We start from the raw sequence: 12,075 nt of genomic DNA, 5'->3' as shown, positions 1-12,075 counted from the left end.
ATCTGTCGAAGTGACCGACACAGCCCGAGGCAGCCGAACCCTGCGCAGGACCCGGCTGATCGTGCTCGTGGTCGCTACCGCGATCTCGGTGTTGGCGGTGTTGCTGGTGGTCGGAGCGTGGCGAAACGACGTCACCATCGATTCCGACAAGGGCACCGCCACCGCCGAGGTGCTGTCGGCGGGCAAGTTGCGGTCGGCCGTCAGCTTCATCACTCCGGACGGCGTGACGCACAACCCGGCGCTCGGCGTCCTGTATCCCACCAACCTCGTCGCGGGCCAGCGCATCGAGGTGGAGTACTACAAGGCCGAACCCGACGACGTCGAGCTGCTGGTGCGGGTCGCCGGCCGTGACGCCACCGTCGCCATCGTCCCGGCAGGATCGGTCATCGTCGTTACCTGGCTCATCGCGGGGCCCGTATTGTTCTGGCTCCGTCGCAAGGAGACACAGCGCAAGGAGGCCGAATATGCGTAATGCCAAGCAGTGGGTCATCGCCGCTCTCGCCGCAGTGGCCGGGTTCGCGTTGGTGAACTTCGGCAACATCGCGTCCTCGATCGTCGTGATGGTGCTTGTCGTGGTGTTCCTGCTCGTTCTGACGACTCCGGTGCTGTATCCGCGTTCTCTGTCCGACGATGCTTCACGAGTGCTCGCCGCGGACCGGTCCGTTCCGTTGATCTACTGGCGGCCGGGATGCATCTTCTGCCTGCGGCTGCGGGTGGCCCTGTTGCTGCGCGGGAAGAAAGCAGTGTGGACGAGCATCCGTCAGGATCCGGCAGCGGCAGCGCGGGTCCGGTCGGTCAACTACGGCAACGAGACGGTCCCGACGGTGTTCGCCCCGTCCGAGCACCGCACCAACCCCGATCCGTCGTGGGTGATCACGCAATTCGTGTGACGTTGGCCCACACGTAACGTTGTCCATACCTGGTCGACGGCGAGGCCGCCCACACTGAGGACCGTGCGAGTAGCCATCGTTGCGGAATCGTTCTTACCCAACATGAACGGCGTCACCCACTCGGTGATCCGTGTCCTCGAACACCTCGACAGGACCGGGCACGATGCCATCGTCATCGCCCCGGACAATCCGTCCGGCCCGAAGGCCGAAACGTGGCACGACAACGTTCCGGTGTATCGGGTGCCGTCCGTGATGGTTCCGAAGGTGAGCTCGTTGCCCGTCGGGGTGCCCGGACTCGGGATGGTGTCGGCCTTGCGCGAATTCGCCCCCGACGTCGTACATCTGGCCTCGCCGTTCCTGCTCGGAGCCGGCGGCCTGGCCGCCGCCAACCGGTTGGACGTGCCCGCAGTTGCCGTCTACCAGACCGATGTCGCCGGTTTCGCCGCCAGTTATGGCCTGGGCCTGACCTCGAAGGCGGCGTGGCGCTGGACCAGGAGACTGCACCGCGGCGCGGCCCGCACCCTGGCACCGTCCACCTCCGCCGTCGACGCCTTGGAGCTGCACGGCATCCCGCGCGTCCATCGGTGGGCCAGGGGAGTGGACGCGGTCCGCTTCGCACCCTCTGCCAAGTCGCAGACGCTCAGAACCCAGTGGGGAGCCGGAGACAAACTGATCGTCGGCTTCGTCGGCAGGCTCGCCCCCGAGAAGCACGTCGAGCGGCTTGCCGTCCTGGCCACGGATCCGTCGATCCAGCTGGTGATCGTCGGCGGCGGACCCGACACGGCAACCTTGCAGGCGCTGATGCCGAACGCCATCTTCACCGGCCAACTCGGCGGAGCCGAACTCGCACAGGCCTATGCCAGCTTCGACATCTTCGTGCATCCAGGCGAACACGAAACCTTCTGCCAGGCAGTGCAGGAAGCACTTGCCAGCGGAGTGCCCGTCATCGGACCGGACGCCGGCGGCCCGCGCGATCTGATCTCGCACTGCCGCAACGGCTATCTGCTGCCGGTCGACAAGTTCACCGAATTGCTGCCGAGCGCAGTCGGAGCCCTCGCCGAGCCCGTCACCCGCGCCCGTTTCGGCGACGCCGCCCGCAAGTCGGTTCTACACCGCACCTGGCCGGCCATCTGCGACGAGCTGATCTCCCATTACTACGACGTGCAAGGCATCACAGCACCGCGGATACAAAAGATTGCTTGAGTAGTCTGGACCTCGTGGCCCAGACATCACGCGCAACCCTGGCAAAAGAGCCCCACGAGGTGGCGTCGATGTTCGACGGCGTCGCTCGGCGATACGACATCACCAACACGGTTCTGTCGTTCGGGCAGGATCGTAGTTGGCGCAAGCTGACGCGGCGAGCCCTGGACCTGAAACCGGGTGAGCGAGTACTGGACCTTGCCGCGGGCACCGGCGTCTCGACGGTCGAACTCGGCCTCAGCGGAGCCTGGTGCGTGGCCACCGACTTCTCCAAGGGCATGCTGCAAGCCGGGCTGCAACGCGGCGTGCCGATGGTTGCCGGTGATGCCATGGCACTGCCCTACGCCGACGCGAGCTTCGATGCCGCCACCATCTCGTTCGGCCTCCGCAACGTCTCGGATTTCGATGCCGGGCTGCGCGAGATCGCCCGCGTCACCAAGCCGGGTGGACGCCTCGTGGTGTCGGAATTCTCCACTCCGGTGTTCGGCCCGTTCCGCACCGTGTACATGGAGTACCTGATGAAGGCGTTGCCGAAAGTCGCTCGCACCGTGAGCAGTAACCCCGATGCCTACGTCTACCTCGCGGAGTCGATCCGGGCCTGGCCGACGCAAGAGCAATTGGCCCAGCGCATCGCCGACGCCGGCTGGACCGACGTACAATGGCGCAACCTTACCGGCGGAATCGTGGCGCTGCACAAGGCAATTCGACCGTAGAACGGTTCACGGAAAAGGCGCGAGCGGAGCCCGCGGAGCGAGCAATCACGAAAACGGCGGCCGGGAATCGATTTTCAGTGACCCGGTTCCCGATGCCCGCCAGGTGCGGGCCACGAGGTCGCTGTCGGCTTCGGTGATCAGGTTGCCCATGCAGCGAACGGCAACCTTCATCAGTGCCCGCGAGCGCATGCCCACCGGTCCCGCTGCGGGCAGGAATCTCGGCACTGTCAACAGGCCGGCGAGTCGTCGCGCGATGGAGAACGCCTGTCCGTAGTGCTCGCGCAGCAGGGTGGGCCAGGCTTCTGTGAGGTCGGGGTGATCGAGCAGGTCGACGACCATGCGGCCACCTTCGAGTCCGTAGTCGATGCCTTCGCCGTTGAGTGGGTTCACGCACGCTGCGGCGTCGCCGATGATGGCCCAGTTGGTACCCGCGACGCCGGAGACCGCTCCGCCCATCGGTAGCAGCGCCGACGCCACCGCGCGCAGCTCGCCTGTCAACGCCCATTCTGGACGCCGCTGCTCGGTGTAGAGGTCGAGCAGCGGCCGCAACGCGCCGGTTGCCGGTCTCGTGGCGGTGGCGAGCGTGCCGACGCCGATGTTGATGTTCCCGTCGTTCAGCGGGAAGACCCAGCCGTAACCGGGCTGCAGAGTGCCTGCGGCGTCACGCAATTCGAGGTGCGAGCTGATCCACTCGTCGTCGCTGCGTCCCGAGGTGATGTATGCGCGAGCCGCGACGCCGAACGCGGTGTCCCGATGCCACTGCCGGCCGAGTTGTTTGCCCAGGGTGGAGCGGACGCCGTCGGCGACGATCAGTGTGCGGCAGGAGATTTCGTGTGTTCCCGTAACGGTCTGCAGAGTCACCGATCGGACGGCGTTGCCCTCACGGGCGACGGCAACGGCCTTCGACCCCTCGGCCATGACCGCCCCGGATTCGACGGCGACAGTGCGAATGCGATCGTCCAATTCGGTTCGGGGTACGGCACTTCCGACGGTCGGCAGGGATTTGCTCGGCCACTCGAGCTGCAGTTCCTGGCCGAATCCGCTCAACCGCAGACCGCGATTTCGCGCTTTACCGCGCACCCATTCGCCGAGGCCGAGCTGATCGAGTTCGGCGACGGCGCGAGGCGTCAGGCCATCGCCGCAGGTCTTGTCGCGAGGAAAGACCGCTGCGTCGACGAGGACGACGTCGCGGCCGGATCGCGCTGCCCACGCCGCTGCGGACGATCCTGCTGGGCCCGCACCCACGACCAGGACGTCGGTCGAGGTGGGAGGGGACTGCGGGGGAGTGCTCACACACTCCAGTATCCCGATTTTGCGCAGGCGTGCGGCGAGGGCCTCCGGTTAACGCCGTGTGAACGCTTGTTTCATAGATTCAAAATCTATGGACGGATCGTTCATGGCGGGTCTAGCGTCTCCCACGTGCACCGACCGATCCTCCTTCTCGACTTCGACGGCACCGTCTGCCTCGGAGACGACCCAGTGTGGGCGTACGCCGACGCTGTTGCCGACTCTCTCGACGCGGCCTCTGCCGACACGCTGCGCGCCGGGTTGACGGCTTTCTTGGAAACCGGAGCGGGGGAGTTCGTGGATGGCTACTCCGCCGTTCAGCAGCTGTCGGTGGGCGTCGATGCTGCCGCCCTCGCCGCTGCGTACGCACACTCCCGTGAACGCCTGGCGACGGGAGAGCTCGAAGTATGGGCTCCCGCCGGCCTCGAGGACTTCCTCGGTCGTGTCTCGGCCGAGGTGGTCCTGGCCACCAATGCCCCACAGCGTGGCGTGGTGGAAACCCTCGAGCGTCTCGGCCTGATCGGGCGCATGGACCGTGTGTTCACCGATGCAGGTAAGCCCGAGAAGATGCCCGAGCTGGTGGGCTCATTGCTGGACACGCGGTCACCGCATGAACTGGCCAGCGTCGGCGACATCTGGCGCAACGATCTCGACGCCGCGCATCGTCGCGGTGCCGTCACCGCCTACATCGACCGTCACGGTCATCCTCGGCCCGAGGCGACATTCTGCGCCTCGACGTTTCCGGTCATGTACGACGCACTCCTCGAATGGTCCACCGATCCAGCAGCATTCGCACTCACTCACGAAGGACAGTCATGAGAATTCGTACACCCTTGCTCGCGGTGGTAGCCACCGGACTGCTCACCGCCTCGTTGGCCGGATGCGGTGCCCGCGACGAGTCCACCACCGAGTCCTCGGCTGCGTCGCCCTGCACCGGGTCCAGTGCTGCAGATGCGGCCGACCCGTCCGAGCTGACGCTGGCCCTCGTTCCCTCGGGTGACGCGAACAAGCTCGTCGAGACCGTCAAGCCGTTGCAGGACGCGCTGACCGAGCGCCTCGACATCCCCGTCCGCGGCGTCATCACCCAGGACTACCAGGCAGCGGTGGAGGCCATCGGTGCGAACCAGGCGCAGATCGGCATGCTGCCGCCGCTGCAGATGGTGCAGGCCTGCAACAAGTACGGCGCCGAGCCGGCTCTGCAGACCGTCCGCAAGGGCAAGACCACGTATGCGGCGCAGTTCTACACCAACAACCCCGACAAGTACTGCGACGACGCTCCCGTCACCGGAGCCAACGGCTTGCTGTATTGCAACGGCACCGAAGGTGGCACGGGCCCAGCAGGACTCGACTCGCTGAGCAAGATGAAGGACGCAAAAACCGTCATGCTGCAGTCCGCGTCCTCGGCCGGATTCGTCTTCCCCTCCGCCGCCCTGAAGGCTGCGGGCATCGACTCGACCACCGACCTCGACCTGACGCAGGTCACCTCGCACCCGGCGGCAGTGCTGTCGGTGAACAATGGCGACGACGAGGTGGGTGTGTCGTTCTGGGACGCCCGCGAGACCGTCGTGAAGGACACCCCCGATGTGGCGAAGAATCTGGTGGTCTTCGCGCTGACCAACGAGATCCCCAACGACGGTGTCTCGATCAGCAGTTCGCTCAGCCCTGATCTGCAGCAGCGCATCTCGGACGCGATGGAGGATTACGCGTCCACCCCCGAGGGTGTCGATGCCCTGACGGCGATCTATCAGATCACCGGGCTCGACAAGGCCGATCCCGCCGCGCTGCAGCAGGCGCAGACCGAGGCGGACTCCATCGGCCTGGGGAACTGACTCGGATGAGCGGCGACAGCATCGCATTCGACAACGTCTCGGTCACCTATGCGGGCGGCCATGCCGCGCTCGACGGCGTGACGCTGGAGATTCCAGCGGGCCAGATGGTTGCCGTCGTCGGATTGTCGGGCGCAGGAAAGTCCACACTGATTCGCACCATCAACGGCCTCGTTCCGGTCACCTCCGGCACTGTGACGGTCGGTGATCGCGCTGTGAACAACCTCAGCAGCAAGGGGTTACGGGATCTGCGCGGCGACATCGGAATGATCTTTCAGGGCTTCAACCTCGCCAAGCGCACCAGCGTGTTGAACAACGTGATGATGGGACGACTGCACAGCTCGCCGATGTGGCGAACGCTGCTCGGTGCGTGGTCGGCCGAGGACACCGAGCTGGGAATGCAGGCCCTCGAACGTGTCGAGATCGTCGGCAAGGCCTACGAGAAGGCGTCGTCGCTCTCCGGTGGTCAGCAGCAGCGGGTCGCCATCGCGCGAGCATTGGCGCAAGGGCCGCGGGTGATCCTCGCGGACGAACCGGTGGCCTCGCTCGATCCGCCGACCTCGCACGTCGTCATGCGGGATCTGCAACGCATCAACGCCGATCTCGGCATCACGGTCGTCGTCAATCTGCACTTTCTCGATCTTGCCAGACGCTACGGCGACCGGCTGATCGGGCTGCGGGACGGGAAGGTCGTGTTCGACGGCCATGGCCGCGACGCCGACGAATCGGTGTTCGAGAGTATCTACGGACGCTCGCTCACCGCCGAGGACGTCCTGGAAGCCAAGGCAGAGCTGTGATCACGCCGCTCGCAACCAGGCCGGCGAAACCGCGTTCGGCCTGGAAAACCGTTGTTGTCCTTGCCGTCATCGCCGTCATCACGATCTGGGCCGGGATCGGCATCGGTGTCGACCTGGGCGACATCATCGACAACTGGGGCAATGCGACCGGCAAGCTCGTTCAGCTGATGCAACCCGACTACTGGTTTTTCCCCGAGACCGTCGATGCGATCCTCGAGACGCTGCAGATGGCTGTCATCGCGACGGCGATCGGAGCCGCGATCTCCCTCCCGCTCAGTTTTGCGGCCTCGCATGTCACCAACCCGAATCGACCGTTGCTGATGGCCGTGCGCGGAATCATGAATGTCGTACGCGCAGTGCCGGATCTGCTGTACGCGGCGGTGTTGGTCGCGGTGGTCGGCACCGGAGCGCTGTCGGGAATTCTGGCGCTGATCCTGTTCAACGTCGGCATCATCGTCAAGCTCGTCTCCGAGGCACTGGACTCCGTCGATCGTGGTCCGCAGGAAGCGGCCCTCGCTGCCGGCGGCACCTGGATCGCGGCCGATCGGAGTGCTGTTGCGCCGCAGATCTTTCCGGCGTTCGTCTCGCAGAGTCTCTACACGTTGGAGCTGAACGTCCGCGCCTCGGCGGTCATCGGGCTCGTCGGTGCAGGAGGCCTCGGCATGCTCATCGACAACGTCCGCACCTTCTACAAGTATCACCAACTCAGCCTCATCATCCTCGAGATTCTCGTCATCGTCCTGGTGCTGGAACTGATCTCGTCCTGGGCCCGTCGAAAGTTGGTCGGATGAGCGTCATCGACCGCACCGCACGCGTCACCCCGGCTCGGCCGCGGAAACCGCGCAACCCCCTGCGCACCGCGGTGTGGGCCGGCATCGTCGCACTGTTCGCACTGTCGTTGTACGGCATCGAGATTCGCTGGGACAGGCTGCTGGAGCTACCGCAGAACCTGGTGCGCTACGCAGGGCTGATGTTCGTGCCGCCCGACGTCTCCGCGCTGGGCAAGGCCGTCTCGGCCACCATCGAATCGGTGCAGATGGCGTGGTTCGGAACGGTGCTCGGCATCATCGTGTCGTTTCCGCTCAGCTTCCTCGCGGCCGCGAACATCGGGCCGCTCTGGCTGCGGTGGCCGCTGCGTGTGGTGTTCGCCGTCATCAGGGCGGTGCCGGAGGTCGTCATCGCGATTCTCATCCTGTCGGTCACCGGGCTCACCGCGTTCACCGGAGCGCTCGCCATCGCCATCGGCTCGGTGGGCACCCTCGGCAAGTGGGGATACGAGGCCATCGAAGGTGCCGAGAAGGGGCCGATCGAAGCGGCCCGGGCCGCTGGAGGTTCTACGGCGCAGATCGTGCGGTGGGGACTGTGGACCGACGTCGCCCCCGAGGTGTTCGCGTTCTGGCTCTATCGCTTCGAGATCAACGTTCGGGCGTCGGCCATCCTGGGTCTGATCGGTGCAGGCGGAATCGGCAGCATGCTGGTCGACAACGTGCAGTACCGGCAGTGGGGTGCGGTGGGCATGCTGCTGATCGTCGTCGTGGTCATCACTGTGATCATCGATCAGATCTCCGGGCGGGTGCGTCGCCGCATCATCGACGGACACTGGGGCCGGCACAGAACGATATGAGCAAGATATGAGCATGGATCTCGCGCCGGGTGGAGTCGTCCCGCACATCAGATCGATCATTCCCTCGTTGCTGCCGGCCGAGCGGGCCGTCGCCGAAGTCTTTCTCGAACGTCCCGCCGACATCGTCGAGATGTCCTCGCAGCAGGTGGCCGATGCAGCAGGCGCATCGCGGGCGTCGGTGGTCCGCACCTGCCAGAGTCTCGGCTTCGGCGGGTATCAGCAACTCCGGGTGCTGCTCGCGCGCGACGCGGCGCGCGCCCTGCCCACCCAGGAACGTTCGGCTGACGGCCCGTTCGCGATCGTCACCGAGACCTTCGCCCACGTCGGAGAGTCCATCGCGGCGATGACGGCTCTACTCACCAACGAGGACGTCACGCGCGCCGTGTCCACCCTCGCCGGTGCCGAGTCGATCGTGGTCATCGGAAACGGGCTCTCGGCTGCGCTGGCCGCCGATACCGATTCCCGGATGCGGTCTCTGGGTCTGCGCTCGCACGCACCCACCGACTCCATTGCCCAACAGGTTGCCGTTCGGCTTCTCACCGACCGTGACGTCGCCCTGATCATCAGCGGATCGGGCGCGACGAGCGCGTCGACCAAGGCCGCGCAGGCCGCTCGGGAGCGCGGGGCCACCGTGGTGTCGGTGACGTCGTTCGCCCGGTCGACTCTGGCGGCCGCGTCGGACATAGCCCTGGTGGTGGGCATGCGAGATCTCAGTTTCCAGCGTGAACTCGCCGTCACCAGCCGGATTCCGCACGTGATCCTGCTGGAGGGACTGATGGCGGCGCTGACCGACGCATTGGGGGACAAGGCGTCGGCGGCGATGGCCGCGACCCTCGAAGTCATTTCCGGCAACCTGGGTGAGTGAAGCGTCACCTGTGGTCGGTGACACCGTCGCACCTGTGTGCACGCTAGGTTCACTACGGTAGAAGGCGAGCAGTAGCGCAGTTGCTGCTCCCGCCGGCATGTCGACGACAGGACAGGGACCAACATCGTGAGTACAGACGACGCTGCCGTAGCAACGGTCGTTGCCGGAGTCGACCTGGGTGACCCTGAGCTCGCGCGATCCGTCGCCGACGGCCTCGCACGCGTCGAAGAGCTGATGATCAGCGAACTCTCCGATGGAGAAGAGTTCCTGACCGAGGCCGCGCTGCACCTGGCCAAGGCCGGCGGAAAACGCTTCCGGCCCCTGTTCACGGTGCTCACCGGCCAGCTCGGGCCGTCGCCGACCGATCCTGCGATCGTCACCGCCGCCACGGTCGTCGAACTGGTTCACCTCGCCACGCTCTATCACGACGACGTCATGGACGAGGCGTCGATGCGCCGAGGTGCGGAGAGCGCGAACTCACGCTGGGGCAACAGTGTGGCGATTCTCGCGGGCGACTACCTGTTCGCGCACGCGTCGAGGCTGGTGTCCACCCTCGGTCCCGACGCCGTTCGGATCATCGCCGAGACGTTCGCCGAGCTGGTCACCGGTCAGATGCGCGAGACGATCGGAGCCAAGGGCACCGAGGATCCCGTCGCGCACTACCTGAAGGTCGTGTGGGAGAAGACCGGATCGCTCATCGCCTCGTGTGGACGCTTCGGTGGAACGTTCAGTGGGGGCGACGCCGAGCACGTGGGACGCCTCGAGCGCCTCGGTGACGCCGTCGGCACCGCGTTCCAGATCTCCGACGACATCATCGACATCTCCTCGGCCACCGAGCAGTCCGGCAAGACCCCCGGCACCGACCTTCGCGAGGGTGTACACACTCTGCCGGTGCTGTTCGCGCTCCGCGAAGAAGGTGCCGACGGCGATCGGCTGCGCGAGATCCTGGCCGGCCCGGTCACCGAGGACGCGCTCGTCACCGAGGCCCTCGAGCTGTTGCAGCGCTCGCCGGGAATGGTCTCGGCCAAGAAGACGCTCGGCGAATTCGCAGCTCGGGCTCATGCAGAGCTCGCGCAGCTGCCGCAGGGACCGGCCAACGATGCGCTCGGACGGTTGGTGAACTACACCGTCGAACGCGTCGGCTAGCGACCCTCCAGGCGGGAACTGCAGGTCCTGGTGTTTTCGTTGAATCGGGTAGGAACACCCGGTACGAGGAGGCACCAGTAACAGTGAACAGTTACGCGAACGGCGCGAAGACTTTCGGCCTGCTGGTCGGGATGTCCGCACTCATCGTTTTCATCGGCTCGTTGTTCGGCAATTCGATGATTCTGATCGGGTCCGTCGTCTTGGCCGTGGGCGTGAACGGCTACGCGTATTTCAACAGCGCGAAGATGGCCTTGCGGTCGATGCATGCGGTGCCGGTGACCGAGCTCGAGCAGCCGGCGATGTATCGCATCGTGCGCGAGTTGGCTACGGCCGCTCATCAGCCGATGCCCGCGCTGTACGTGAGCCCCACCAACAATCCCAACGCTTTCGCCACCGGGCGAAACCCACGCAACGCAGCCGTGTGCTGCACCGAGGGCATTCTGCGAATCCTCGACGAGCGGGAACTGCGCGCGGTGCTCGGCCACGAGCTGTCGCACGTCTACAACCGCGACATCCTGATCTCGTCGGTTGCGGGTGCGATGGCGTCGGTCATCTCGGGTCTGGCCAACCTGGCGTTCTTCGCCAATGTCTTCGGCGGACGCGGCAACGGGGGACCGAACCCGCTCGCGCTGCTGCTGGTGTCGATGCTGGGACCCATTGCGGCCAGCCTGGTTCGCCTCGCGGTCTCCCGCTCGCGTGAGTACCAAGCCGACCAGTCCGGGGCCGAGCTGACCGGCGATCCGTTGGCGCTGGCCTCGGCGCTCCGCAAGCTCGAGCAGGGAGTGCAGCTGGCACCGCTGCCACCGGAGCCGCGGCTGGCGGCAGAGTCACATCTGATGATCGCCAATCCGTTCCGGCTCGGCGACAAGGCGGGTGCGCTCTTCGCCACCCACCCGCCGATGGCCGACCGCATCGAGCGACTCGAACGGATGGCCGGCCACCGGCCGTATTGAGCGGCTGCGCCGCACGTGAACGAAACTTCGACCCCTGCTACGAAGTTGTACTCACGTGCGGCGCAGGAGTGGAGCCTGCGGAACGACCCAGGTGAGGAGCCGCTCTATCGGTAGTTGACGAACTGCAAGGCGATTCCGAAGTCCTCGCTCTTGAGCAACTGTTGGATCGCCTGGAGGTCGTCGCGCTTCTTGCTGCTCACGCGCAGCTCGTCGCCCTGGATCTGCGCTTTGACGCCCTTGGGGCCGTCGTCGCGGATCTTCTTCGAGATCTTCTTGGCGTTCTCGGTGCTGATGCCCTGGACGAGCTTGCCGGTGACCTTGTAGACCTTGCCCGACGCGGCAGGATCGTTGGTCTCGAACGCCTTGAGCGAGACGTCGCGGCGGATCAGCTTTTCCTTGAACACGTCCAGGGCCGCTTTGACCTTCTCCTCGGATTCGGACGTGATGACGATGGTCTCCGCCTCGCCGCTACCGGACCATTCGATGCTGGTGTCGGATCCGCGGAAGTCGAAGCGGGTCGCCAGCTCCTTCGCGGCCTGTCCCAGAGCGTTGTCCACTTCCTGGCGGTCGACTTTGCTCACTACGTCGAAGGACGAATCAGCCACTTCTCACACTCTCCAGTCGAATCGAAATATTTGATGTGGCGATGGTGTCGGACCACATCCTGCAGGGACTTTATCGGCCCGCTACCGACCGTATCCACCCGGTTTGCGTTCCGGGGGGACGTTCGTTGTATTCTTCTCACCGCGCCGAAGAGCAGTACGAGCTTCGATC

Annotated in this window: 14 protein-coding genes; 12 read left to right on the top strand and 2 right to left on the bottom strand. The window is 65.6% G+C overall.

What is annotated here, in order from left to right:
• Window positions 1–10 precede the first annotated feature (10 nt).
• The 4 genes from MTX34_RS03465 (at window position 11) to MTX34_RS03450 (ending at window position 2,803) form a co-directional block, all read left to right on the top strand.
• The gene (locus MTX34_RS03465) at window positions 11–472 is read left to right on the top strand and encodes a DUF3592 domain-containing protein (RefSeq protein WP_243608480.1); all 462 of its coding nucleotides are present in this window, start codon (window positions 11–13) and stop codon (window positions 470–472) included.
• Entirely contained in the window at window positions 465–890 is a 426-nt protein-coding gene (locus MTX34_RS03460) for a glutaredoxin domain-containing protein (RefSeq protein WP_243608479.1), read from the top strand. Before MTX34_RS03465 ends, MTX34_RS03460 begins: the two co-directional genes overlap by 8 nt.
• A 63-nt stretch (window positions 891–953) precedes the next feature.
• The gene (locus MTX34_RS03455; RefSeq protein WP_200936474.1) at window positions 954–2,093 is read left to right on the top strand and encodes a glycosyltransferase family 1 protein; all 1,140 of its coding nucleotides are present in this window, start codon (window positions 954–956) and stop codon (window positions 2,091–2,093) included.
• Between the two features lie 14 nt (window positions 2,094–2,107).
• Window positions 2,108–2,803: a demethylmenaquinone methyltransferase gene (locus MTX34_RS03450; RefSeq protein ID WP_243608478.1), complete on the top strand. Its 696-nt coding sequence runs from the start codon at window positions 2,108–2,110 to the stop codon at window positions 2,801–2,803.
• A gap of 45 nt (window positions 2,804–2,848) precedes the next feature.
• Here the strand turns inward: MTX34_RS03450 and MTX34_RS03445 are convergent, their stop codons facing one another.
• Window positions 2,849–4,096, bottom strand: coding sequence for a geranylgeranyl reductase family protein (locus MTX34_RS03445; RefSeq protein WP_243608477.1), 1,248 nt, complete (start codon window positions 4,094–4,096; stop codon window positions 2,849–2,851).
• Window positions 4,097–4,222: 126 nt separating this feature from the next.
• Between MTX34_RS03445 and MTX34_RS03440 the strand changes: the two genes are divergently transcribed.
• The 8 genes from MTX34_RS03440 to htpX all read left to right on the top strand — a co-directional run bounded on the left by MTX34_RS03440 (window position 4,223) and on the right by htpX (window position 11,301).
• On the top strand, window positions 4,223–4,909 hold the full coding sequence (locus MTX34_RS03440; protein ID WP_243608476.1) for an HAD family hydrolase: 687 nt from the start codon (window positions 4,223–4,225) through the stop codon (window positions 4,907–4,909).
• Window positions 4,906–5,919 (top strand): phosphate/phosphite/phosphonate ABC transporter substrate-binding protein, encoded by a 1,014-nt coding sequence (gene phnD / locus MTX34_RS03435; protein ID WP_243608475.1) that lies wholly within the window; start codon window positions 4,906–4,908, stop codon window positions 5,917–5,919. Before MTX34_RS03440 ends, phnD begins: the two co-directional genes overlap by 4 nt.
• A 5-nt stretch (window positions 5,920–5,924) precedes the next feature.
• Window positions 5,925–6,713, top strand: a complete 789-nt coding sequence (phnC, locus tag MTX34_RS03430; protein ID WP_243608474.1) for a phosphonate ABC transporter ATP-binding protein — start codon at window positions 5,925–5,927, stop codon at window positions 6,711–6,713.
• Window positions 6,710–7,504 carry a phosphonate ABC transporter, permease protein PhnE gene (gene phnE, locus MTX34_RS03425; RefSeq protein WP_243608473.1) on the top strand — a complete coding sequence of 265 codons (795 nt, stop codon included), beginning with the start codon at window positions 6,710–6,712 and terminating at the stop codon, window positions 7,502–7,504. The genes phnC and phnE (MTX34_RS03425) overlap by 4 nt, the downstream gene beginning before the upstream one ends.
• On the top strand, window positions 7,501–8,337 hold the full coding sequence (gene phnE, locus MTX34_RS03420) for a phosphonate ABC transporter, permease protein PhnE (protein WP_243608472.1): 837 nt from the start codon (window positions 7,501–7,503) through the stop codon (window positions 8,335–8,337). The genes phnE (MTX34_RS03425) and phnE (MTX34_RS03420) overlap by 4 nt, the downstream gene beginning before the upstream one ends.
• A gap of 7 nt (window positions 8,338–8,344) precedes the next feature.
• Complete coding sequence (locus MTX34_RS03415; protein ID WP_243608471.1) at window positions 8,345–9,202, top strand: MurR/RpiR family transcriptional regulator; 858 nt, start codon at window positions 8,345–8,347, stop codon at window positions 9,200–9,202.
• A gap of 126 nt (window positions 9,203–9,328) precedes the next feature.
• Entirely contained in the window at window positions 9,329–10,348 is a 1,020-nt protein-coding gene (locus MTX34_RS03410) for a polyprenyl synthetase family protein (protein WP_243608470.1), read from the top strand.
• An 83-nt stretch (window positions 10,349–10,431) separates the two neighbouring features.
• Window positions 10,432–11,301 carry a zinc metalloprotease HtpX gene (htpX, locus tag MTX34_RS03405; RefSeq protein ID WP_082520718.1) on the top strand — a complete coding sequence of 290 codons (870 nt, stop codon included), beginning with the start codon at window positions 10,432–10,434 and terminating at the stop codon, window positions 11,299–11,301.
• Between the two features lie 104 nt (window positions 11,302–11,405).
• On the opposite strand, the gene MTX34_RS03400 is transcribed toward htpX, so the two are convergent.
• A complete protein-coding gene (locus tag MTX34_RS03400; protein WP_057475221.1) occupies window positions 11,406–11,906 on the bottom strand; it encodes a YajQ family cyclic di-GMP-binding protein in 501 nt (166 codons plus the stop codon).
• Window positions 11,907–12,075 lie beyond the last annotated feature (169 nt).

Source organism: Rhodococcus sp. ARC_M5 (assembly GCF_022810405.1).
In the GTDB taxonomy this organism is placed as follows: domain Bacteria; phylum Actinomycetota; class Actinomycetes; order Mycobacteriales; family Mycobacteriaceae; genus Rhodococcoides; species Rhodococcoides navarretei.
Note: the sequence above shows the minus strand (reverse complement) of the source record. Positions and strands in the feature narration are given on the sequence as shown.